Here is a 23,497-nt window from a genome sequence, read left to right as displayed (position 1 = left end):
GACTCCAGGGTCGGATCGACCAGGGTCATGAACGTTTCAAGTGGATTTAAAGCGCGCCGCATCGGTTGAACGCGGCGCGCAGGGTCCAGCGGTCCTGCCGCTTATCACCCCACAGCGCGTTCCTGCACCACCGCGTCGACGTCCGGCACGCCGAGTTCGCGGCGTGAGCGCTCCGTCTCGATGGCGAGATCGAGCACTCTCTGCAGGTCCGCGGCATGGCGGAAACCCGGTTCGACGGTTCGGCCGGCCTTCACCGCCTCGACGAAGCGCTGGTAGTTGGTGGGCACGGTGCCGGCGTCGACGGTCCGCCAAACGGCCTTTTCGACATCGGGTCCCATGCAGCCGCGCAGGCTCGAACCATCAGGCGTATGGATTACTTCCAAGGCTCCCCTGTCGCCGTGCAGCCTGAGCCTCAACTCGTTGAGATGGCCCGTCGCCCAGCGGCTGGCATGAATCACGGCCATCGCGCCGTTTTCGAACTCCGCCGTCATGGCGAAGCTGTCATTGGCGTCGAGGTCGTACTCGCCGATACGGTTGTCCGGCGCCTTGTCGAAGGCTTTCAGGCGCGCGAATACCCGCTCGACCGAGCTGTTGGCACCGTAGCCGGCGAAGTCGAGAATGTGGATGCCGACGTCGCCAAGCACGCCATTCGACCCGTGTTTCGTCGACAGCCGCCATAGCCATTTCGACTCGCTTGCCCAATCGCCCCAGGCCCGCGACACTAGCCAGCTCTGGAGATAGGAAGCCTCCAGATGCCGCACCCGGCCGATTTCGCCGGCAACCACGAGTTCACGCGCCTTCTGCAGCGGAGCGACGTTGCGATAGGTCAGATTAACCATCGTGACGAGGCCGGCCCGCTCGGCTGCGGCCGCCATCTCGGCGGCCTTCTCATAGTTTTCGGCCAACGGTTTTTCGCACAGCACATGCTTGCCGGCGGCAATGAGCGCCAGGGTCGTCGGGTGATGCGCCTTGTCGGGCGTCACGTTGGTGGCGGCGTCGAACTCTCCCCAGGCGATCGCCTCGTCGAGAGAGGTGAAGGTGTTTTCGATGCCGTGCGTGACGGCAAAGGCCTTGGCACGGGACGGGTCCACGTCGACGGCGCCGACCATTTCGACGCCTTCGATCTCAGCAAAGGCTTTCGCATGGCTGTTGGCCATGCCGCCGGTTCCGAGAATTAGCAAACGCATGGGGGTCCCCTTCATCGATATCCGGCTTCGCCGGCCCGGTGCAGTCTCGGGCCGCGCTCGACGATCGGCTCCAGCGCCTTCTCCACCGGGACGTTCGGCGCATCATGGATGGCCTTATAGGTGCCCTGCGGGTTATACGCCCATCTCACCGCGTTCCGCAGTACCTTGTGGACGGTCGCGTCGTGATAGGTCGGGTAAGTCTCGTGCCCGGGGCGGAAATAAAAGATATTGCCCGCGCCGCGCCGCCAGGTGAGGCCCGAACGGAAGACCTCGCCGCCGGCAAACCAGGAGATGAACACCGTCTCCAGCGGCTCCGGCACCGAGAATTGCTCGCCATACATCTCCTCGTTCTCGATGACGAAGTTTTCGCCGAGCCCTTCGGCGATCGGGTGGCGCGGATTGACGACCCAGACGCGTTCGCGCTCTCCAGCCTCGCGCCATTTGAGCGCGCAGGGCGTGCCCATCAGCCGCTTGAACACCTTGGAGAAGTGGCCGGAATGGAGAACGATCAGACCCATGCCTTCCCAAACGCGTTTGGCGACGCGCTCTACGATGGCGTCGTCGACGGCGCCATGATCCTTGTGGCCCCACCACAGGAGCACGTCGGCGGCGGCGAGCCGCGCCTCGCTGAGCCCGTGTTCCGGCTCCTGCAGCGTCGCCGTCGTCGCATCGATCCCCGGGTCAAAATTGAGTGCGGCTGCGATCGTGTTGTGCATGCCGTCCGGATAAATCTCCCGAACCACCGCATTCGTCTGCTCGTGGATGTTTTCACCCCACACGATGGCATTGATAGACAAGGTCATTCTCCTCGTGATTTGGGGCACCCGCTGCCGGATGCCGACCGTCCGTGACTTGAAGTGTGGGCGCGGAGCCGGGCCGGGAAAACCACGCAGGTCCCCGCCCTTTCCTGCCCTAACGTTTGAGGCTTTGGAATGATCCGAAATCCTTCGGATCAGCCTTGATTTCGAGACTTTCCGAGCGAAGTCGGGTGGCTGCGTTCTAGGCCGCACCCCGCATTTCCGTCCGCCCGAGGGCCCGGCCGCCCGCATCGAAGCGGTGAACCTGGCCGGCGGCCGGCGAGATCCTGATCGTCTGCCCGGGCTGATGCTTGGCGATGCCGCTTTCGCGGACGATCACCGGCTCGCCGGTCCCGATGTCGAGATAAATATAGCTGTCGGAACCGAGCATCTCCGAATGGATGACGGTCCCACTCCACTCACCTCCCTGTTCCTCGATCTCCAGGTGTTCCGCGCGGATGCCTATCGTGTCCGCCTTGTATGGCTCTGCGAAGGCGCCGGAAAGAAAATTCATCTTCGGCGAACCGATGAAGCCGGCGACGAACACCGAATTCGGTGTCTGGTAAAGCTCCAGCGGCGTGCCGATCTGTTCGACGAGACCGTCCCTCAGGACACATATCCTGTCGGCGAGCGTCATTGCCTCGACCTGATCGTGTGTGACATAGATCATCGTCGTCTTGTGCATGCTGCGGTGGAGCTTGGCGATTTCGAGCCGGGTGGCCACACGCAACGCCGCGTCGAGGTTCGAAAGCGGCTCGTCGAACAGAAAGACCTTGGGATCGCGAACGATCGCACGGCCGATCGCGACGCGCTGGCGCTGCCCGCCCGAAAGCTGGCGCGGCAGGCGTTCGAGATAAGGCGTGAGCTGCAGCATTTCCGCCGCCGCCTCGACCCGCTTGCGGCACTGCTGCTTGTCCTTGCCTGCGAGCTGCATGCCGAAAGCCATGTTTTCGTAGACGGTCATATGCGGATAGAGCGCATAGGACTGAAAGACCATGGCGATGCCGCGGCGCGAAGGCGTCAGCCGATTGACGACCTGGCCGTCGAAGGCAAGGGTTCCGGAGGTGATTTCCTCGAGCCCGGCGATCAGTCTCAGGAGGGTCGACTTGCCGCATCCGGAAGGGCCGACGAAGACCATGAACTCGCCCGACCTGATTTCCATGCTGACGCCCTTGATCACATCGAAGGCGCCGAAGGATTTGCGGATATCGCGCAATTGAAGCTCTGCCATCTTGTTCTCCTATCCTTTGACGCCACCGGCCGTCAGGCCGGAAATGATCCGCCGCTGGAAGATCAGCACGAGGACCACGAGAGGCACGGTGACGATCACGGATGCCGCCATGATGTTGCCCCAGGGAATCTCGAACTGGCTGCCACCCGAAAGCAGGGCGATCGCGACCGGCACGGTACGCTGCGTGTTCGACGACGTGAATGTCAGCGCGAAGAGGAACTCGTTCCATGCCGCAATGAAGGCCAGCAGCCCGGTCGTCACCAGCGCCGGCCACATCAGCGGCATGAAGACGCGGGTGATCACCACCCAGGGCGAAGCGCCGTCGACGATCGCCGCCTCTTCGATCTCGATCGGCAGGTCTCGCATGAAGGTGGTCAGCACCCAAACCGTAAACGGCAGCGTGAAGATCATGTAGGAAAAGATGAGCGCGAGCGGCGTGTTGAAGATCCCGACGAAGCGGATGAGCTCGAAGAGACCTGCAAGAACGGCGATTTGCGGGAACATCGAGACCGACAGGATCGTCAGGAGAAGCAGACCGCGGCCGCGGAAGCGTACCCGGGCAAGCGCATAGGCTGCGGTCACGGCAAGAAGCAGCGATATGGCAACCACCAGCGTGGCGACGAGGAGCGAGTTGCCGAGATTGCGCACGAAGGTTCCGTGCGAAAAAATATCGGCATAATTGGCGAGCGAAATATCCGTCGGCCAGTAGTCGATGCGAAACAGCGCCGTGCCGGACTTCAGGCTCGTCAGGATCGCGTAATAGAAGGGAAAGACTGCGACGAGGATGATGACGGCAACCAGCGCGTAGAACGCGGCCCGCTTTGCGATCGCGACGACCATCAGCGTTCCCCTCCGCTTAAATTCAGGCGGCCGAGCCACATGTAGAGGATCGTAATCGTCGCGATGATCAGGAACAGCATGGTCGAGGCGGCCGCCCCATAGGCGAACTTGTCGAAATCGAAAAGGTTTTCGCGCGCCATGACCGACATGGTCTTGGTCTGGGCGTTGTTGGGCGTCAGCACATAGATGAGGTCGAAAATGCGCAACGCGTCGAGCATGCGGAAGATGACCGCGACCATCAGCGCCGGCCGGATCAACGGCAGGGTGACCCGCCAGAAGATACGTACCGGATGGACTCCGTCGATTCTGGCCGCCTCATAAATATCGCCCGGCACCATTTGCAGGCCGGCGAGGATCAGGAGCGCCATGAAGGGCGTCGTCTTCCACACGTCCACGATCAGTACGGCGATCATGGCTGTGTCGGGGCTGGCGGTCCAGGCGATCTTCTCGCCGATCAGACCGAGGCCGAGCAGCATGTCGTTGAGGATGCCGAACTGGTCGTTGAGCATCCAGGCCCACATTTTCGCGGAGACGATGGTGGGGATCGCCCATGGGATCAGGATCGCGGCACGGACGAGGCCGCGACCGGGAAACTGCGCGTTGAGCACCAAAGCGACGACAAGGCCTAGCGCCGTTTCGATGCTGACCGAAAGAACCGTGAATTTGAGCGTGTTCCAGACCGCATTCCACCAGGCGGGATCCGCAAGCAGGCCCCTGTAAATCGTCCGCCCGCTCTTCAGGGTGACCCATGAGAGATAATTTGCGAAGCCGACGAATTCGGCGCCCGACAGATTGGTCAGCGACGCGTTGGTGAAACTGAAATAGATCGTTCTGATGAGCGGCCAGCCGGCGACGAGCGCCAGGACGAGGAAGGTTGGCGCGAGAAAGAGCCAGGCCGAACGGACCCGTTGCGCCTGCAGGTCCGAGCCTATCCTGCCGCCATGCGCAAGCGCAGCCGGCCGATCCGCGAGGGAGAGATCAGTCATGACGTGAGCCTACTGGTTGGCGCGGGTCCCGCCCGTGCCGTTTGATCTTGACCCGGACGGCAGAGCTGCCGTCCGGGTCTCGCGATTTACCAGGCGTCGCCCTTCAGTTCCGTCAGTTCGACTTCGAGAAGCTCGAGATTCTCCGCCGCCGTTCCGTTACCCGAAAGCGTGTTGTGCACGGCGCTCCAGAATTTGGATGACACTTCGTTGTACTTCACCTTTGCCACGGCGGAGGGGCGCGGCACGGCGCTCTGGAAGATCGGCTTCCAATGCGGCATGAACGGCTGGGCGGCCGCGACTTCCGGATCGTCGTAAAGCGCCGCGATCGTCGGCAGGTTCGAAAGCTCGATGGCGCGCACCTTCTGGGTTTCGGCCGAGCCCAGGAACTTGACGAAGGCGATCGCCGCCTCCTGCTCGTCGGAATATTTCGAGACCGCGAGGTTCCATCCGCCGAGTGTCGAGGACGGCTGATCGCCGTCCGTGGCGGCCGGAAGCGGGGCCACCTCGAATTTGCCCTTTACGGCGCTGTCTTCGCCGTTGCCGAGCGCGTAGGCATAGGGCCAGTTACGCATGAAGACTGCGTTGCCGGTCTGCCAGACGCCGCGTGATTCCTCTTCCTGATAGGCAAGCACGCCCTTGGGCGCGATCGTGCCGATCCATTCCTTGACTTTCTCGACGGCCGCCGCCGCCTTTTCGTTGTTGACGGAAATCGTGCCGTCGGGCTCGACGATCTGACCGCCGCCGGACGACTTGATCCACTCGAGCGCGTTGCAGGTGAGCCCCTCATAGGCATTGCCCTGAAAGACGAAGCCCCAGATATCGGCACTGCCGGCGGCACGCTCCTTGTCCTGAATCTCCTTCGCCGTCGCCGCCAGTTCGTCCCAGGTCTTGGGTGGCGTCTTGCCGTATTTGTCGAGCAGGTCCTTGCGGTAATAAAGCGCCGGCGCGTCGGTATAGAAGGGCAGAGCGACGAGCTTGCCGTTGACCGTCTGCGACTGGATGATCGAGGGGAAGTGCTTGCCGACCACATCCTTCGTCGCCTCTGTCAGGTCGACGAACTGCTCGGCGAGCTGCGGAGCCCAGATGACGTCCGTCTGGTAGACGTCGACATCCTTGTTGCCGGCCGCAAGCCAGAGTCGATACTGGCTGAATTGCTCGCTGCTCGAAGCCGGCATGGTCACGAGGTTGACCTTGTGACCGGTTTCCTTCTCGAACTTGGCGATCTGGTCCCGCAGAAAGCTCAGATTCTTGCCGGTCGAATTGGCCGCCATAGACAGTTCAGCGGCCGCAGCAAGGTCGATTGCGCCGACGATCGCCGCGCAGGAAATCAGCGTCCTTACAAATGGCTTCACGTTCATTGGTCCCTCCAAAACTCCCCCCGATTCCGCAGGCTCCTCAGCAATTCGAAAACGGTTTGGGTGCGCAGAAGCTGTCAGAAGGACAATCTGCTGTCAAGCCGAGGTCGAAGCGGAAATAAATGCCATGGCCATTTCGGATTTTTTGGCGTATAATCAGAACGTTAACCCAACGCGCAACGCCGCATCGCCACAACCCGGCTCGGCGCTCAACCGGTTTGCAAGAATACTTCATCCACAGGAATTTAAAACGATTTGGATAGTTCCCCGATAGCCTTCGATCAAGCCTGGGCAATGTCCTCGACGCAAAGGCACCGATTGTGACTGCCGGCAAACCGGGTATAGTCCGGCCGCGAATGTCTGCAGGGCCGCGCATCGAAGCGATGCGCAAAAACGAGCGAATGCAGCTTTCGATTTGCTGCGTGACTTGCTTCGGAAGCGATCCCCGGACAATACGCAGAAGGGGCGCAGGGAAGAACAGTGAAGCTTAAGGAATTCGCCCAACAGTTGGGGCTCTCTCCAACGACGGTAAGCCGTGCTCTGAGCGGCTATCCGGAAGTCAGCGAGAAGACCCGCAAGCGCGTTGCCGAGGAGGCTGTGCGCCTCGGTTACCGGCCGAACATCAACGCCGTGCGCCTCGTCACGGGCCGCGCAGGCGCGATCGGCGTCGTTATGGGCCGCAACGAATTCCAGTTTTCCGAATTCATGAGCGGCATGGCCGAACGGCTGGACAGCGAGGATATCGACATTCTCGTGAGCCCGGTTGCCGACCATGACATGAAAGCCGAGCTCCAGCTCTATAGCCGGCTGGCGACGAGCGGACGGGTCGACGCCGTGATCATCCATTCACCGAAGCCGAACGACGAGCGCATTCTGCTGCTCCACAAGCTCGGCATTCCCTTTCTGGTCCATGGCCGCTCCGAGACCGACGTGCCGCACGCCTGGCTCGATATCGACAACGAAGGCGCGATCCGCCGCGCCACCTCGCACCTCCTAGACCTAGGCCATAGACGGATCGCACTCATCAACGGCCGCGACGGTCTCACTTTCACGCACCACCGCGACAAGGGCTATCGCGAGGCGCTTGAACAGCGCGGGCTGTCCTTCGATCCGCGCCTCGTCACGCATGGCCAGTTCACCGACGAGATCGGTTTTCGCTCGGCCCGTTCCTTCCTCGAGCAGTCCCCCCGCCCGACGGCCTTCGTCGCCGGCTCGATGATGACGGCGCTCGGCGTCTATCGCGCCGTGCGTTCGGTCGGCCTTGTGGTCGGGCAGCACATCTCCGTCATCGCCCATGACGATGTCTTCCCCTATCTCACGGCCGACAACATGGTCCCGTCCCTTTCGACGAGCCGGTCGTCCCTGCGCGCCGCCGGCGCGCGCTCGGCAGACCTCACCCTCCAGCTGCTCACCGGACGGCCCGCCACGGAGATTCATGAGCTCTGGCCGGTCGAGCTGATCCTGCGCGAGTCGACCGGTCGGGCGCCGGAGGCTTGACCACCCTTCTCTGGCGGGGCTCTACTCGCGTCCCTTCAACCGGAACAGCAGGTCCTCATGCACGGCCTTGAGGTGGAAGACCAGGAAGCCGGCCGCCTCCTCGAAAGCGCCCGCGCGGCAGAGGCGGATCAGCTCGGCATGCTCTTCCATCGCTCGGGTCATCGCTGCGACGCTTGAGAGCTGGACGCGCGTGTAGCGGTCGCTCGTCTGCAGCAGGGACGCGACGATCTGCTGTGTCCGGGGCATCTCGGCGCGCCGGTAGAGGGCCAGGTGCAGTTCGGCATTGAGCTGGCCATAGGAGTCGATTTCTCCTGCGGCCGTCGCCCTGAGGAATCGGTTTTGAACCTCCTCCACCCGTGCGAAATCGTCGCCATCGAGAAGCGGCGCCGCTTTGCGGAAGAGCCGCGGTTCCAGAAGCGCCCGCAGCTCGAAAACGTCGTTTATCTCGGCGAGCGACAGTTCGGAGACGATCGCCCCCTTCTGCGGGACGATCCTGACCAGCCCTTCGGCTTCGAGCTGAAACAGGACCTCGCGCACCGGAATGCGGCTGACGCCGTAGGTTTCGGCCAACGCATCCTGGCGCAGCTGACTGCCGGCCGGATAGCGCCCGGAGAGAATCGCCTGCCGGATTTCCTCGATTAATGCCCCGGAGAGGGTGCGATGTTTGAGATGTGACACCATGGACGCTCGCTACAGGAATACCGCCAAAAATGATATTGACTCGAAGAATGTATAAAATCTACTTTATACGGAAACCAGGGAACAGTCATGAACCAGTCAGTCGCGCCGCCGCTTTATGCGCGCGCCATCGTCTCTCTCTCCGAAGCCATGCTCGCCTTCGAAAAGCGCGCTGTTGCCGGATTGATGTGCGTGCTTCTCGCGCTCATCCTCCTGAACGTCGTCACCCGCTACAGCGGACATCCGCTCTATTGGGTCGATGAATCGGCCGTATACGCCATGGTCTGGCTCGCCTTCCTCGGAGGCTCGGCGCTGACGCGTCTCAGACTTGATTTCGCCGTGACGCTGCTGACGGATTACCTGCCGCCCGCGGCGGCGCGCTGGATGCGCGCTGCCTCGACACTGCTCGTCCTCCTGTTCGCCCTTGCGCTTGCGACATTCTGCTGGATGTGGATGGACCCCGTCGGCATCATCCGCGCCGGCTTCGACGCTAAGGCCTTCGCGGCCGAGAGCTTCAACTTTCTCTATACCGAGCGCAGCCAGACGCTGAATTGGCCGATCTGGGCGATCAGCCTCGTCATTCCGCTCTTCGCCGTGACCATGACCGTCCATTGCGCCGCCAATCTCGTCGAAGACCTGGGTCTGTCGCCTCAGCGTGAGCGGCGCGAACTTTCGAGCGCCGAGGGAGTGAACTGATGGTCACCACCGCCGCCTTCCTCCTCTTCATGCTCGTCGGCGTTCCGATCGGCGTCTGCCTCTGCCTCGGCAGCATCGTCTATATCTTCGCCTCCGGAAATCCCCTGCTCTTCCAGAGCTTTCCGACGCAGCTCTTCGGCGGCGTCGACAATTACGGGCTGATCTCCATTCCGCTCTTCGTGCTGATCGGCGAGATCATGAACGGCGGCGGCATCACCCGGCGCATCATCGACATGACGATGGCTTTCGTCGGCGCGATGCGCGGTGGGCTTGCCTATGTCAACCTGCTCGCCAACATGTTCGTCGCCTCGATACTCGGATCGGCCACGGCGCAGGTTGCCGTCATGGCGCAGATGATGGTGCCGGAGATGGAGAAGAAGGGCTATGACAAGACCTTCGCCGCCGGGCTCACCGCCTATTCGGGCATGCTCGGTCCCATTATCCCCCCGTCGATCATGTTCGTCGTCTACAGCGTGCTCGCGCAGGTTCCGGTAAGCGATATGCTGGCCGCAGGAATTGTGCCCGGAATTCTGCTGACTGTAGCCTTCTGCCTCGTCATCGCGGCGATGGGTTTCGTCTACAACTATCCGCGCGGCGAGCGCATGAAGCTCAAGGAGCGCATCCGTATCGTCCTGGATGCGCTGCCTACGCTTCTCATCCCCTTCGTCATCGTCGGCTCGATCCTCTCCGGCCTCGCCAACGCGACGGAGGCCGCAGCCGTCGGCGCCGTTGCAGCGGTGCTCGTCGGCCGCTTCTGGATCGGCGAGCTCAAATTCTCCGATCTTCCTCGAATGATGCTGCGCGCCGGGATCTATTCGGCCGTGGTCCTCTTCCTCGTCGCGGCCGCCGCGGTCTTCTCCTGGGTACTTGTCTACGGCATGGTGCCGCAGCAGGTCGCCGGCTGGGTCCAGACCGTCGCCTCGGATCCGGTCACCTTCATGTTGCTCGTCAACGTCATCCTGCTCGTCATCGGCACGGTGATCGACGGCGCCCCCGGACTCATCATGACCGTGCCCATCCTCCTGCCGATCGCGACCGAGGTCTACGGCATCGACCCGATCCATTTCGGCGTCGTCGTGGTCGTCAACCTCGTGCTCGGCTTCCTCTCGCCGCCGGTCGGGCTCTGCTTCTTCGTGGCCGCCGCGGTGACCGGCGCAAAGCCCGGCAAGATGTTCCTGGTGACGCTGCCCTTCTTCTTCGTCTCCTGTCTCATGCTCGTGCTCTTGTCGCTCATTCCCTCGCTCTCGACCTTCTTCGCCCGATAACCACAACGAACCAGCCAGAGGATCTTCCATGACATTTTCCCGCAGAACCTTCCTTGGCGGTGTTGCCGCCGGCGCAGCCCTCTCGCTCGCCACGCCGTCGCTCGTGCGCGCGCAGGAAACGCGCACCTTGCGCCTCGGCATCGTCACGCCGCCGGGACATCCCTGGAACAATGCCGCACTCAAGGTGGGCGAAGCCCTCAAGGCAGAGACGAACGGTCGCCTGTCGATCTCGGTCTTTCCGGCCGGCCAGCTCGGCAACGAGGCCGCGATGCTGCAGCAGATGCAAAGCGGCGCGCTCGATCTCGGCTGGATCATGACCGCCGAACTCGGCTCGCGCATTCCCGCCGTTGCCGCGATCAACGCGCCCTGGGTCGTCGATTCGACTGCCAAGGTCGCCAAGCTCGTGCGCGAGCCGGTCGCCATGAAGCTCCTCGACGTCCTTCCGGCCGAGACCGGAACGGTCGGCCTTGCCTGGGGCATCACCACCATGCGCGTCGTCTTCTCGGCTAAGGAGATCGCCGGGCTCGACGACATCAACGGCATGAAGCTGCGCATCAATACGACGCCCGCCTACCGCGATTTCTACCAGCTGCTCGGCGCAGCGCCGACGCCGATCCCGACACCGGCCGTTTTCGACGCAATGTCGAACGGCCAGGTGGACGGTCTGGAGGCGGACCTCGACTTCTCCTGGAACCAGCGCTTCGACAAGGTGTCCAAGACCATGCTGAAGATGAACGCGATCTTCATGCCCTGCGTGGCGCTGGCCTCCGGTCGCGTCTGGCAGACCCTTCCCGAGGCCGACCGGGAGATCATCGCCCGCCTCACCAAGGCAGCGCTCGACGAGCAGATCGACGCTACCGTCGCCAACGAGCCGGCCCTCCTCGAAAAATTCGCCGGCGCAGGCATTCCGATCAAGGATGTCACCGTCGCCGATGCCGGACGGATCATCGCCGAATACGACAAGATCTGGCTGCCGAAGGCACCGGTTCTCGCCGAACTTCGGAAAGTCGGCGCAACGCTCTGAGGCTCTCGGATGGGGAAAGCGGCCCGCGCCGCCTTCCCCATCCGGTTCGCAAAAACCGCGTACCCTTTTCCCCATCCCGCTACCCCGCGTGCACGCAAATCGCCTCAATCTGCTTGCGCCCTGGCCCGCCGCAGGCCAAGAGAGCCTGAGGAGATCCTGGGTGGTCCACAGATGGAAAGAAAAGAAATCGCAATTATCGGCGGCGGTCCCGCCGGTCTGATGGCCGCGGAAGTCTTGTCCCGCTCGGGCCATGCGGTGACCGTCTACGAGGCTATGCCGACCGCGGCGCGCAAATTCCTGCTCGCGGGAAAATCCGGCCTGAACATAACCCATTCCGAAGCGTACCGGGACTTCGCAGCGCGCTTCGGCGATGCTTCGGCAAGCCTGCGGCCGGCCCTTGATGCCTTTACCCCGCAGGACGTACGCGCCTGGGCAGCCGGACTTGACGCGGAGACCTTCGTCGGCTCTTCCGGCCGCGTGTTTCCGAAGGCTATGAAGGCCTCGCCGCTGTTGCGCAGCTGGCTCCGCCGGCTGGAGGCCCAGGGCGTCCGGCTTCTCACCCGCCATCGCTGGTCGGGTTTCACAGAGAAGGGCTACATATTCGATACGCCGGAAGGGACGACGGTCGTTCGTTGCGACGCGGCTCTCCTGGCGCTTGGCGGCGCAAGCTGGCCACGGCTCGGCTCCGACGCCGCCTGGGTGCCGTTGCTGCGGGCGAGAGGCGTGCCGATCAGCGATTTCCGCCCTGCCAATTGCGGTTTCGATGTCGCCTGGACGCAGGTTTTCCGCGAGCGTTTTGCCGGCCAACCACTGAAAGGCGTTACCGCAACATCCGATGGGGGGACGATCCCGGGCGAATTCGTGGTGAGCCGCCACGGCATCGAAGGCAGCCTCGTCTACGCCCATGCGGCAAGCCTGCGCGACCGGCTGGACCGGGACGGCAAGGCGGCGCTCCTCCTTGACCTCACACCCGGCCGCACGGCCGAGAGGCTAGCGCGGGATCTCGCGCGACAAGACCGCAAGGCGAGCTTCTCCAACCGCCTGCGCAAGGGCGCGGGGCTCGACGTTGTCAAGGCGGCATTGCTGCGCGAACTCTCGACGGAGGCGGCACGAGCCGCGCCGGAGCAACTCGCTGCCGTGATCAAGGCCTTGCCCGTTCCGGTGCTCGCAACACGGCCGATCGCCGAAGCGATCTCATCGGCCGGCGGGATCCGCCTGAACGCCATCGATGACCGCTACATGCTGAAGGCGCTCCCCGGCCTCTTCGCCGCCGGAGAAATGCTCGACTGGGAGGCGCCGACCGGCGGCTATCTCCTCACAGCGTGCCTCGCCATGGGCCGTGCTGCGGCCCGCGGCGTCGAAGCATGGCTCGCCGATGGCCTTCAGTAACACTGCGGATCGCAGCACGTCTTTCACATCCGTCAGCGCTCAGCTTTTCGGTCTGATGGAGAACATGGCACCGGCGGCGACAATGAAGAGCCCGATGATTGCAAGTTGAAACGTGCTCGGGATGCCGACGAGGATCAGCACATTGTTGACGAGCGTGATCAGCAGTACCCCGAGAAGTGTTCCGAGCACCGTACCCGAGCCTCCGGTGATGCGCGCGCCACCAAGGACGACCGCGGCAATGACGTCCAGCTCCGACCCCGCCAGATCGAAAGGGTTGGCGAGACGATTGCTCGACACGTGCATGATACCCGCGATCCCGGCGAGCAGACCGGCATAGGCAAAGACGAACACGTGGACAGTGCGCAGGTTGTATCCGAGACGGGAAGCGATGCTGGCGTTTCCGCCAACCGCATAGATAGCCCGGCCTATAAGGGTCCGCTTGAGGATATACCAGGTGGCGAGTGCAGCGACGACCAGTACGAGGAAATAGGCGGGCAAAGTCGAGACTGCACCATTCGCCCCCTCGTGCCGTAAAAGCGCGAGCTTTCCGAAAGCGTCCATGGATTCGGGGATGTTCATGAACAGTGCCGTTCCGATGAAGGTCAGCAGAAACCCGCGGATCGCATATTGCGTGCCGATCGTCACGATCAGTGAGGGCGCCTTCAATGCGTGGACCAGCAAGCCGTTGCAGATGCCGAGGATCGCGCCGCCGGCGGCTGCGATGCCAAGGATCGGCCAGATGGACAGATCCGGCGCATAATTCGTGACCAGCATGGTGATGACGTACATCACCAGCGCAGCAATGGCCGTGAACGAGACGTCGAGCCCGCCGGATGCCAGCACGACGAGAACGCCAAGCGCGAAGAGGCCGCGCACGACGGTGGAGCGTGCCATGTCGAACAGGTTGGAAACCTGCCAGAAGTCCGGATTGATCGTGCCCACGACAATGCAGACGATCACGACGAGGAGGAAGGTAACGGCCGGAGGGTGGCGGATAAACCAGCGCATGGTCCGGACTGCGGCGGGCACTCCCTCGGTCCCGCTGACGGGGGTCGCTGCGACATCGGCCATGTTATTGAACTCCCTGGCCGTCTTCGGCCATCATCGACTTGTAGATTGCGTCTTCCTCAAGCCCTTCGGCCGGAAAGATATCGGCGACCCGGCCTTTGCGCATAACCATCACGCGGTCGCAGTTCTGCAGAAGCTCGGGCAGATCATCGCTGATGATGACGACGCTCATGCCGTCTCCTGCAAGGCGCTGAATGATGCGGAATATCGTGTCCTTCGATCCGACGTCGACGCCGACGGTTGGGCCATGCAGGATGAGCAGGCTCGGCTCGATCGTCAGCCAGCGGCCGATCAGAACCCTCTGCTGGTTGCCGCCTGAAAGGGACATGACGGGGTTGTCGATATCCGGAGTCGCAACCTGCAGATCGTCGACCGTTTTCTGTGCCAGAGCCTTCGCCCGGCGGCTGTCGAGCAGGCCGAAAGCGCCCCGCAGTCGATCGAGGACCGCCATGACGATATTCTCGCGGATGGATTTCCCAAGGAAAAGCCCTTCAGACAGGCGGTCCTCCGGAACATAGCCGATGCCGGCCTCGATCGCAGAGGCGGGCGACGACAGATCGGCCCGTCTGCCTGCGAGCTGTACCGAGCCCCGCCGCGCCGGTTCCACGCCGGCCAGCGAAAGCGCAAGCTCGTTTCGCCCGGAATCGAGAAGTCCCGTAATCCCGAATATCTCGCCCTTGGAGACGGTGAAGCTGACATCGTCGAAGCCGGCGGCCCCGAGCCGCTCCACCGAGAGCAGCGTCTCGTCACCATGCGAATCGACGCGATAACGCGTGTCGTCGAGTTTCTTGCCCGTCATCCAGAAGCCGAGTTCGGTCTTCGACTGAGTGGCGACGTCGCATTCGGCAACCTTCAGGCCGTCCCGCATGATGATCGCCTGCCCGCCGATCGCCTTGCATTCGTCGAGCTTGTGCGTGACGAAAAGGACAGACACGCCCTTGGCGTGCAGGCCGTGCACGACGCGAATGAGGTTGTCCACTTCGCGCCGCGTCAAAGCGGTCGTCGGCTCATCCATGATGACCAGGCCGGCATCGGAAGCGATCGCGCGGGCAATGGCAATGAGCTGGCGCGTTGCGATGGGGAGTTCTTCGACGGGTGTCGCCAGGAAGGCGGGCTCCGTCGGCAGACCGACGTCCTTCAATGCACGGACGGCCGTCTCCCGCAGACCCTTGAGGTCGAGACGCCGCGCGAGGCTGCCGTTGGAGGCAACCAGCTGCTGCGTCAGCGCGACATTCTCCTCGACGCTCAGATTGGGAAGAAGCGACAGGTCCTGATAAACCGTCTCGATGCCGGCTCCCAGGGCGCCGATCGGCGTCAGGCCCTCGACCTTTTTACCGTTGATCGCAAGCTCACCGCCATCTGCCGGCTGGGCGCCGGAGATGATCTTGATGAGCGTGCTCTTGCCGCATCCGTTCTCGCCCATGAGATGGTAGGTACGTCCGCGCTCGATCGTGAAGCTCACCCCCTTCAGGGCGCGAACGCCGCCAAAGCGCTTCTCCAGGTCGCGAACTTCCAGAAAAGGCGTCGTATCGCTCCGCGACTCTGCGGAGGGCATCTTCTTCTCGGCAATGATAGTCGACTGCATTGGCATGGTCCGGAGTTGCGGTCAGTTCGCCGGCAGGGCCATCCCTGCCGGCGGATGCGGCTGCAGCCGCGTATCCCTTCGATGCGCAATCAGAACGGATACTGGCTGTAGTTGGACTTATCGACGTCGACCCAGGCTTCGCCGACAACGATCATGCCGTCGCCGGGGCCCTTCTTCACCGACACTTTGTTGTAACCCGGCACCCCGAGATCCATGCCGTCCGTGATTTCCTTGCCCTCGATCACGAGCTGGGCGACCTTGTTCATGACGTAGCCGGCATCCTTCGGGTCCCAGAAGGAGATGCTCTGGACGGCACCCGATTCGAGATACTTGGCCGTGTCCTTCGGCAGACCGAGGCCGACGACGCAAACCTTGCCGACGAGGCCGGCTTCCTCGACCGCGCGGCCGATCCCGATCACGTCAATGGCCGAACCACCCTGGAAGCCCTTGATGTCAGGATACTTGCGCAGGATCTCGCGCGCCTTCTCGTAAGCCTTGTTGGCGTCGTTGAAGGATTCGTTCTTCTCCGAAACGAGTTCCATGTCCGGATATTTCTTGGCGTTCTCCGCACCGCCGTCGGCCCACTGCACGTGCGTGAGGCTGCCGAGCGACCCGACGAACGACGTCCACTTGCCGGACTTGCCCATGCATTCAGCCAGCTTCTCGTTGAAGCGCGCGCCGAAGACCTTGTTATCGAAGGCCTCGATATCGACCTGCGTGTTCTTCAGGCTGTCGGCTTCGTGCGTGATGATCTTGATGCCGCGGTTCATCGCCCGCTTGAAGACGCCTTCGAGAGCGGAAGGGTCCATCGGCACGACGGCGATTGCGCTGACGTTCTTCGCGACGAGGTCTTCGATGAGGCGAAGCTGTTGGGCCGCGTCGGCCTTGGCCGGTCCGATCTGACTCGTCGACACAGCTGGATTGTCCTTGCCATAGGCAACGACACCTTCCTCCATGCGCGTGAACCAATTCTCACCGGTCACCTTGACGACGGTAACGACGGAGGGGGCGTCCTGCGCGACCGCAAGCTGGGCAGCGCAAAGCGCACCCAAAGCGACCGTGCAGGCGGCAATCTTCTTGTAGACAGACATGAGTGTCTCCTCATCACTTGTTGTTTGCCCGACCAGAAATCGACGGCGGGGGGCATTGCGCCGTTTGGGGACCTCGGGATCAGCGTCGCGGCGAAAGATATGCGCGGAGATCGACGCGCGACGTTGCCAGGAACACGATCAGAAGCAGTCCCCAGGCGCAGTCGCGGAAGAAATTCGAGATATCGAGGAAATTGAACAGGCTAGACAGCATCTGAAGCGCCGTCGCGGAGAGGACGACGCAGACCGTGCGTCCATACCCGCCGTCAGGCCGTACACCCGCCATCACGACGATCAGAATGGCGATGAGGACGTAGGAGCTGCCATAGTCCCACTTCACGCTTGAGGTGCGGGCGGCGATGATGATCCCAGCGATGGAAGCAAGCACTCCGCAGACGGTATAGGTCAGAAGAAGCATCCGGCGCTGCGGAATGCCGGCGTAACGGGCGGCCTTGGCATTGCTGCCCATCAGGTAGAGCTTGAAACCGAAAGGCGTGAAGCGGAGCACGACACCGATCAGGACCGCTATGGCGACGAAGAGCGTGAAGCACATCGGCACACCGAGTACCGGGGTATTGCCGAAATTGTCGAGGGGCTCGATGTAGCCGAGGGTGATCGCGGAGCCGTTGGTGAAAGCAACGGCGAGACCTGTGAAAAATAGCTGCGTGCCAAGCGTGGCGATGATCGGCGTAAGCCCGGCGAAGGCGATCAAGGCACCGTTCAGCAGGCCGCCGGCGAGACCGATGATCAGCGCCACCACCGCGAACAGCCACGAAAAAGCGAGTGGCGCTTCATCGGCCGAAACCCAATCGCGCACCAGCAGGTAGGAACCTACCCCGGCAAGATTGGCGAGCGCGATGCCGGACAGATCGATGCCGCCGCCTCCGGCAATCATCGCGAGCATCACGCCGAGAGCCAGCAGCGCAAGCTCCGGTACCTGAGCGGACATCGACTGGAAATTGTAGAGGCTGAGAAAGGTGTCTCCGGCGAACACCGCAGCGAGCGCGACCACAAGAGCGTTGGTCGCCACAAGAAAGTTGAATTGCCGGTCGGCAAACATGCTTTTCATTCAGCCTCTCCCACGCCCCGCATTTCAAGGGCGCTTCACACCCCGTCGACTTCCCGCCGCCCCCAGCCGAACGCCGAGGGCGACCGCAGGGGATGACGAACAAGTCCTTGAGAAACAATGGAAATTTTGGAAATAACGACTTCCATCCCTCTCGAATTTCCGGCAATCTAACGTGAATGTTGACATTTGTCGAGCCATGTTTGAATTATGTAGGAAATTCACAGTGCGGCATGATCCGGCTGGTTACCAGGGAGGAGCTCTCGATCAAGATTTGCCAGCCGGCCTGGCACGCGAACCGCGCCGGCAGACCGCGGTCTGCTCCGGCAGACGATGTTAGATTCAACGTAGTGTTGCGCTGAGCCGTGTCGCCAGCGACGGACAAAAGAGGACTGCCATGCAGCGTTTCATCAACAATCCGGACGAAGTCGTCGAGGATACCGTCAAGGGTTTCGTCAAGGCGCATGCCGACATCGCTCGCCTCGGAGAAAATCCGCGCGTCATCGTCGCCAGGGGCGCGCCGGTTGCCGGCAAGGTGGGTGTCGTGACCGGCGGCGGCTCCGGCCACGAGCCTGCCTTCATCGGCTACACCGGCCGCAACATGCTGGACGCGGTTGCAGTCGGCGAACTCTTTTCCTCACCGACGGCCAAGAGCTTTCACGACGCGATGCGTGAAGCGAACGGCGGCAAGGGCGTCGTCTGCCTCTACGGCAATTATGCCGGCGACAACATGAACGTGAAGATGGCGGTGAAGCTCGCGGCCAAGGCAGGGATCGAAGTCGCGACGGTCGTCGCCAATGACGACGTCTGCTCCGCGCCGCCCGAAGAGCGCGAGAAGCGGCGCGGCGTCGCCGGAGAAATCTTCATGTGGAAGATCGGCGGGGCCAAGGCGGCCGCCGGCGCGAGCCTCGAAGAGGTCCGTGCGGCTGCCCAGAAGGCGATCGACAATTGCCGCTCGATCGGGGTCGGGCTCGGCCCCTGTACCTTGCCCGCGGTCGGGCATCCGAACTTCCAGATCGAGCCCGGCACGATGGAAGTGGGCATCGGCCATCACGGTGAGCCCGGCGTGCGCGTCGAAGCGCTGAAGACCGCCGAAGAGGTCGCGGTCGACATGTGCAAGATCGTGCTGGACGATCACGACCTGCCGGAGGGCACGGAAGTGGCTGTGCTCGTCTCCGGCCTCGGCGCGACACCGCTCAACGAACTCTACATCCTGAACGACACGATCGAGCGCGAGATCACCGCACGGGGCCTCAGGATCTACCGCACCTTCATCGGCAACTACTTCACCTCGCTCGAAATGGTCGGAGCGACGCTGACGGTCATGGCGCTCGACGACGAACTCAAGGCGCTCCTCGATGTCGAGGTCCGCTGCACCGCCGTTCTCTGAGGAAATGGACATGCAGACGTTTGAAAATGCAAAAGCCGGCGACATCGTTCTTACACTTGCCGACCGGATCATCGAAAACCGCGCCTATCTGAGCGAGATCGACGGCAAGATCGGCGATGGCGATCACGGCGTGAACATGGCCAAGGGCTTTGGCCTTGCCGCAGAACGCCTGAAGGGCACAGACGCCTCGCTGTCAGAGGCACTCGATACGCTCGGCACCGTGCTGATGACGGAGATCGGCGGATCGATGGGGCCGCTCTACGGCGTGATGTTCACCGAATTCGCCGAAAAGATCGAGGGTGCCGATGCAATCGACGCCGCCGCCTATAGCCGCATGCTTCATGCGGGGCTCGAAGGCATCCAGTCGATCGGCTCCGCCAAGGTGGGCGACAAGACGCTGCTCGACACCTTGGTGCCCGCGGTGGACGCCTTCGATGCGGCGACTGCCGACGGCAAGCCCTTCGCCGAAGCGCTCGACGCACTCGTATCGGCGGCGGAGGCCGGCCGCGATTCGACGCGCGATCTCGTCGCCAAGATCGGCCGGGCGAGCCGTCTCGGCGAACGCTCTCTCGGCGTCTTGGACGCCGGCGCCACCTCCTGTGCGATCATCCTCAGGGAGTTGTCGCACGGGGCTCGCGCCCGGCTCGCCTGACGCCGCGGTTTCGCGATTGCGCGCAAAGGGGGCAGCGGCACCCAGCCCCCATTGCAAAAGCACGGCGTTGCTTCCATCCTCGCGGTCCGAAAACAGGGGAAGTACAGGACTGCATGACGATCAAGACACCTTCTCCGCGCAAGGGCGCTGCCAATCGAAGCGGTACGATCGATGCTTCGGACGCGATCCCCTTGCGCTACGGTGACGACCCCTATGTCTGGGCCTGCTGGCTTTATTACGAAGACGGCATGACGCAGGGCGAGATCGCCGAGGCCATGGGTGTGTCGCGGGCGACGGTAAACAGCTATCTCGCCGACGCCCGCGAAAAAGGCATCGTCAACATTTCGATCGAGCCGGCGCGACTGGCATCGCTCACCATCGCCCAGGAACTGAAGCGGCATTTCGGCCTGACCGACTGTCTCGTGGTCCCGAGCGACGACAATGCGCGTCCTTTGATCGACCGCCTCGGAGCGGCCGGGGCGCAGGCGCTTCCAAAACTCCTGAAATCCGGCGATACGCTCGCCGTCGCCTGGGGCCGCACCGTGCTTTCGGTTGGCGAGCACGCCGGTATCGCTTCCCTTCAGGACATGACGGTGGTTCAGGCGACCGGCGGCACCACGGCCTCATTTGCCTATACGCCGGAGCTTTGTGCCTCGGCGGTCGCACGGGCAATTTCGGCCCGCTGCGTCAACATCACCGCGCCGGCCGTGGTCAAATCGCCGGAACTCCTGCATATGCTTCTGGAGGAACCTCTGGTTCAGGAGCAGTTCGCGACTCTGGCAAGGGCAAACCGGGTGCTTTTCGGCATCTCCTCGCTTCGGCCGAATTCCACCATTCATACCAGCGGTTTCTTCGAATCGGTCTCGCTGCAGGACTATCTGGCAGCCGGCGCGGTCGGCGTCGTCGCGGGCCGTTTCATCGATGAACGCGGCCGTCCGGTCGCCGGCCCGCTCGACGATCGTACGGTCGGCATCTCGCTGGACCTGCTCCGCAAGATAGGCACGCGCATTGCTGTCGCCGGCGGCTTCGACAAGGTGCCGGCCCTGCTCGCGGCGCTACGCGGCGGCCATGTCAACGTGCTCATCACCGACGCGGCGACCGGTCACGGCATCTTGCGGGCCGACGGCGTCAGGGCACTCGACGCCAAGCTTTCGCACCGGCCGAAGCTTGTCCAGACACCGAGCTCCTATCGCACCCACGTCAAGAAATTCCTCAACAACCCGAACGAAGTCGTCGAAGAGATGCTCGAAGGGGTCGTCAGGGCGCATCAGAAATATCTGCAGCCGATCAACGGATCGCACCGGGCGCTCGTCGCGCGCAGCGGCCCCAGGCCCGGAAAAGTCGGCCTCGTCATCGGCGGGGGCACGGGGCACGAGCCGTGCTTCCTCGGTTATGTCGGCAAGGGTCTTGCCGATGCGGTTGCCGTGGGGAACATCTTTTCCTCGCCGCCGCCCGATCCGATCGTGCAATGCGCCGAGGCCGCGTCCGGAGGCGAAGGCGTGCTCTTCGTCTACGGCAACTATGCCGGCGACGTGATGAATTTCGAGATGGCGGCTGAAATCGCCGAAGAAAAGGGCATCAAGGTAAGGACTGTCCTGACGACGGATGACGTCGCCTCCTCGCCGGTCGAGGACCGCGAAGGCCGGCGCGGCGTCGCCGGCAACTTCTTCATCTTCAAGGTCGCGGGCGCGGCCTGCGATCGCGGCCTGTCGCTGGAAGCCTGCGAAGCCGTCACGCGCAAGGCGAACCTGCGCACCTATACGGTGGGCGTCGCGCTCGAACCCGGCTCGATGCCGCAGACGCGACGGCACAATTTCGAGATCGGCCCGGACGACATGGAGGTCGGCATGGGCATACACGGCGAACCGGGCGTGACGCGCGAACGCATCCGATCGGCGGACGAGATTACCGACAGCATCATGGACCGCATCTTCAAGGAGATGAAGACAGCACCCGGCGAGCGCGTCGCCGTGCTCGTCAATTCCTTCGGAGCGACGCCCTTGATGGAGCTCTATATTCTGTTCCGGCGGGTCCAGCAGCGACTGGCGGCAAAGGACATACTGATCGAAGCAAACTGGATCGGACATTATTGCACCTCGCTGGACATGGCCGGCGCTTCGATCACAATTCTCCATCTTGATCAGGAATTGTCCGATCTGCTTCATCACCCTTGCGAAACGGCCTTTCTGAAGGTCAACTAGAACTGGGCGAAAGCCCTGGCGGGTGGTTGCGGATCCACCCAAAGGCCGCGGGAGGAAAATGATGCCGGAAAGCGCGGTGCGCCGCTTGATCGAAATGTTCGAGGCGATCTCCGATGCCATCGAGGCGGAGAGGGACCATCTGTCCGAACTTGACGGCGCGATCGGCGATGCCGATCACGGGATCACCATGGCGATCGGCTTTTCTGCCGTGACCGGCGAACTTGCGAGAACGGGTGCAGGCAGCGCCGGGCTGAGCGGTGTCATGACGGCGGCGGCAAGCGCCTTCCTGAATGCCGTCGGAGCTTCGACGGGACCGCTTTACGCCACCGCCTTCCGACGTGCGGCCCAGGCCCTGGAAGGACGCGACACACTGAACCTCGAGGCTTGCTCCCTTCTCATCCAGGCGGTTGCCTCCGGCATAGGCGAGCGCGGCAAGGGGCAGCGCGGCGACAAGACGATGCTCGACGTCTGGCTTCCCGCCGCCGACGCGGCGGCTCAGGCGGCCGCAGCCGGCAAGTCTGCCGAGGCATTCTGGGCGGATGTCACCGCAGCCGCCGAGAACGGCGCCAGCGCGACGCGTTCCATGGTCGCAACGAAGGGCCGTGCGGCGCGGGTCGGAGAGCGCTCGCTCGGACACATGGATCCCGGCGCCGCCTCGGCCGTCATGATCATCCGCGCCATGGCCCAAACCCTGCGGACGAGCTAAGGCCTGTTCGGTTTTCTCGGCACGCATGGCGATGCGCGTGAATTCCTTGCGTACCGACCGTGCGCCACTGTAGGTGTCCTTTGATCGTAGCCGATCAATGGACAAAAACATGCAGCAGCTCAACGTGCTACAGCGACCTTTGCGCGTCTCATAAGACGCGTGGCGCTGCAGGAAACTTTTCCGAGGACTGCAATCTCTCCTCCGACCTCATCCCTTATGTGGACGGCTCCCCCTTGCAAGTGTTTTTTGCAGATTTTTTGATCGGATCGCTTGCTTCCATATGTTCGGCCTTTCGGTGTGGCCGCACAGGGCCACTGGCCAAGATGGTTTCCGCAACGCCTGTGCCAAACAGTGCAACGGCCTTGGAAGGCCATTGGGATGAGCGGCGTGTCAAGCGTCTTGGGAATCGATTGATCGCACCATCTGCTTGTTCTCTTGCAAGTTCACAGCATCAGCCGGACACGGGCGGCTTTGTGTTGCGCGCCCATGGCGGCCAATCTCTATGCGGCCTGCGGCTGCTCTTCCATCCTCCGATAGGTTTGGCCGCTTACCATCAGCTTCCAGGCGATCCGGGCGATCTTGTTGGCGAGCGCCACGGCAACAAGCTTAGGCTTTTTGCGTTGCAGCAGTCCGGTGAGCCATTGCGAGGCATGCCGGCTTCGGCCGGCTCTGACCTGTTGAAGAAGAGAGGTCGCCCCAACCACCAGAACGCTTCGCAGCATCTCGTCGCCGGCACGGGTGATCACCCCAAGCCTCGTCTTGCCAGCGGTCGAATGATCCTTGGGCGTCAGTCCCA

The 23,497-nt window shown here is 62.8% G+C and carries 21 protein-coding genes; 9 read left to right on the top strand and 12 right to left on the bottom strand.

What is annotated here, in order from left to right; translation table 11 throughout:
* Positions 1-104: 104 nt before the first annotated feature.
* From ACTJKL_RS18855 to ACTJKL_RS18830, 6 genes are all read right to left on the bottom strand, one after another.
* A complete protein-coding gene (locus ACTJKL_RS18855) occupies positions 105-1,187 on the bottom strand; it encodes a Gfo/Idh/MocA family protein (protein WP_164866759.1) in 1,083 nt (360 codons plus the stop codon).
* Positions 1,188-1,198: 11 nt separating this feature from the next.
* A complete protein-coding gene (locus ACTJKL_RS18850; RefSeq protein WP_180980819.1) occupies positions 1,199-1,984 on the bottom strand; it encodes a ThuA domain-containing protein in 786 nt (261 codons plus the stop codon).
* A gap of 202 nt (positions 1,985-2,186) precedes the next feature.
* On the bottom strand, positions 2,187-3,215 hold the full coding sequence (locus ACTJKL_RS18845; RefSeq protein ID WP_411922282.1) for an ABC transporter ATP-binding protein: 1,029 nt from the start codon (positions 3,213-3,215) through the stop codon (positions 2,187-2,189).
* 9 nt (positions 3,216-3,224) lie between these two features.
* Complete coding sequence (locus ACTJKL_RS18840; RefSeq protein WP_275598717.1) at positions 3,225-4,055, bottom strand: carbohydrate ABC transporter permease; 831 nt, start codon at positions 4,053-4,055, stop codon at positions 3,225-3,227.
* Positions 4,055-5,041, bottom strand: a complete 987-nt coding sequence (locus tag ACTJKL_RS18835) for a carbohydrate ABC transporter permease (protein ID WP_100672450.1) — start codon at positions 5,039-5,041, stop codon at positions 4,055-4,057. Before ACTJKL_RS18835 ends, ACTJKL_RS18840 begins: the two co-directional genes overlap by 1 nt.
* Before the next feature lie 86 nt (positions 5,042-5,127).
* Positions 5,128-6,399 carry an ABC transporter substrate-binding protein gene (locus tag ACTJKL_RS18830; RefSeq protein WP_379943268.1) on the bottom strand — a complete coding sequence of 424 codons (1,272 nt, stop codon included), beginning with the start codon at positions 6,397-6,399 and terminating at the stop codon, positions 5,128-5,130.
* A gap of 477 nt (positions 6,400-6,876) precedes the next feature.
* Here ACTJKL_RS18830 and ACTJKL_RS18825 point away from each other — a divergent pair, with 477 nt between their 5' ends.
* Positions 6,877-7,893, top strand: coding sequence for a substrate-binding domain-containing protein (locus ACTJKL_RS18825; protein ID WP_440853528.1), 1,017 nt, complete (start codon positions 6,877-6,879; stop codon positions 7,891-7,893).
* Between the two features lie 21 nt (positions 7,894-7,914).
* Here the strand turns inward: ACTJKL_RS18825 and ACTJKL_RS18820 are convergent, their stop codons facing one another.
* Complete coding sequence (locus ACTJKL_RS18820; RefSeq protein ID WP_100672453.1) at positions 7,915-8,574, bottom strand: GntR family transcriptional regulator; 660 nt, start codon at positions 8,572-8,574, stop codon at positions 7,915-7,917.
* A gap of 87 nt (positions 8,575-8,661) precedes the next feature.
* Between ACTJKL_RS18820 and ACTJKL_RS18815 the strand changes: the two genes are divergently transcribed.
* From ACTJKL_RS18815 to ACTJKL_RS18800, 4 genes are all read left to right on the top strand, one after another.
* Positions 8,662-9,267 (top strand): TRAP transporter small permease, encoded by a 606-nt coding sequence (locus tag ACTJKL_RS18815; protein ID WP_275598713.1) that lies wholly within the window; start codon positions 8,662-8,664, stop codon positions 9,265-9,267.
* Positions 9,267-10,532 carry a TRAP transporter large permease gene (locus tag ACTJKL_RS18810; RefSeq protein ID WP_100672455.1) on the top strand — a complete coding sequence of 422 codons (1,266 nt, stop codon included), beginning with the start codon at positions 9,267-9,269 and terminating at the stop codon, positions 10,530-10,532. The genes ACTJKL_RS18815 and ACTJKL_RS18810 overlap by 1 nt, the downstream gene beginning before the upstream one ends.
* 28 nt (positions 10,533-10,560) lie before the next feature.
* Positions 10,561-11,556 (top strand): TRAP transporter substrate-binding protein, encoded by a 996-nt coding sequence (locus ACTJKL_RS18805; protein ID WP_017271755.1) that lies wholly within the window; start codon positions 10,561-10,563, stop codon positions 11,554-11,556.
* Between the two features lie 171 nt (positions 11,557-11,727).
* Positions 11,728-12,945: a TIGR03862 family flavoprotein gene (locus ACTJKL_RS18800; protein ID WP_440853527.1), complete on the top strand. Its 1,218-nt coding sequence runs from the start codon at positions 11,728-11,730 to the stop codon at positions 12,943-12,945.
* Positions 12,946-12,984: 39 nt separating this feature from the next.
* Here ACTJKL_RS18800 and ACTJKL_RS18795 read toward each other — a convergent pair whose 3' ends face one another.
* From ACTJKL_RS18795 to ACTJKL_RS18780, 4 genes are all read right to left on the bottom strand, one after another.
* On the bottom strand, positions 12,985-14,016 hold the full coding sequence (locus ACTJKL_RS18795; RefSeq protein ID WP_018097946.1) for an ABC transporter permease: 1,032 nt from the start codon (positions 14,014-14,016) through the stop codon (positions 12,985-12,987).
* Between the two features lies 1 nt (position 14,017).
* On the bottom strand, positions 14,018-15,598 hold the full coding sequence (locus ACTJKL_RS18790; protein WP_440853526.1) for a sugar ABC transporter ATP-binding protein: 1,581 nt from the start codon (positions 15,596-15,598) through the stop codon (positions 14,018-14,020).
* An 89-nt stretch (positions 15,599-15,687) separates the two neighbouring features.
* Positions 15,688-16,689, bottom strand: a complete 1,002-nt coding sequence (locus ACTJKL_RS18785) for an autoinducer 2 ABC transporter substrate-binding protein (protein WP_440853525.1) — start codon at positions 16,687-16,689, stop codon at positions 15,688-15,690.
* A gap of 79 nt (positions 16,690-16,768) precedes the next feature.
* Positions 16,769-17,755, bottom strand: coding sequence for an ABC transporter permease (locus ACTJKL_RS18780; RefSeq protein ID WP_100672461.1), 987 nt, complete (start codon positions 17,753-17,755; stop codon positions 16,769-16,771).
* A 394-nt stretch (positions 17,756-18,149) separates the two neighbouring features.
* Here ACTJKL_RS18780 and ACTJKL_RS18775 point away from each other — a divergent pair, with 394 nt between their 5' ends.
* The 4 genes from ACTJKL_RS18775 (at position 18,150) to dhaL (ACTJKL_RS18760) (ending at position 22,701) form a co-directional block, all read left to right on the top strand.
* Complete coding sequence (locus ACTJKL_RS18775; RefSeq protein WP_440853524.1) at positions 18,150-19,142, top strand: dihydroxyacetone kinase subunit DhaK; 993 nt, start codon at positions 18,150-18,152, stop codon at positions 19,140-19,142.
* Between the two features lie 10 nt (positions 19,143-19,152).
* Positions 19,153-19,794, top strand: coding sequence for a dihydroxyacetone kinase subunit DhaL (dhaL, locus tag ACTJKL_RS18770; RefSeq protein ID WP_440853523.1), 642 nt, complete (start codon positions 19,153-19,155; stop codon positions 19,792-19,794).
* A 113-nt stretch (positions 19,795-19,907) separates the two neighbouring features.
* The gene (locus ACTJKL_RS18765) at positions 19,908-21,995 is read left to right on the top strand and encodes a bifunctional sugar-binding transcriptional regulator/dihydroxyacetone kinase subunit DhaK (protein WP_440853522.1); all 2,088 of its coding nucleotides are present in this window, start codon (positions 19,908-19,910) and stop codon (positions 21,993-21,995) included.
* 61 nt (positions 21,996-22,056) lie between these two features.
* Positions 22,057-22,701, top strand: a complete 645-nt coding sequence (gene dhaL / locus ACTJKL_RS18760; RefSeq protein WP_440853521.1) for a dihydroxyacetone kinase subunit DhaL — start codon at positions 22,057-22,059, stop codon at positions 22,699-22,701.
* A 500-nt stretch (positions 22,702-23,201) separates the two neighbouring features.
* Here dhaL (ACTJKL_RS18760) and ACTJKL_RS18755 read toward each other — a convergent pair.
* Positions 23,202-23,497 (bottom strand): transposase (locus ACTJKL_RS18755; RefSeq protein ID WP_440853088.1); only part of this gene is annotated, 296 nt, incomplete at its 5' end.

The sequence above is a fragment of the Sinorhizobium sp. 22678 genome, from assembly GCF_052044265.1.
Taxonomy (GTDB): domain Bacteria; phylum Pseudomonadota; class Alphaproteobacteria; order Rhizobiales; family Rhizobiaceae; genus Sinorhizobium; species Sinorhizobium meliloti_A.
This window is presented reverse-complemented; position numbering and strand designations above follow the sequence as displayed.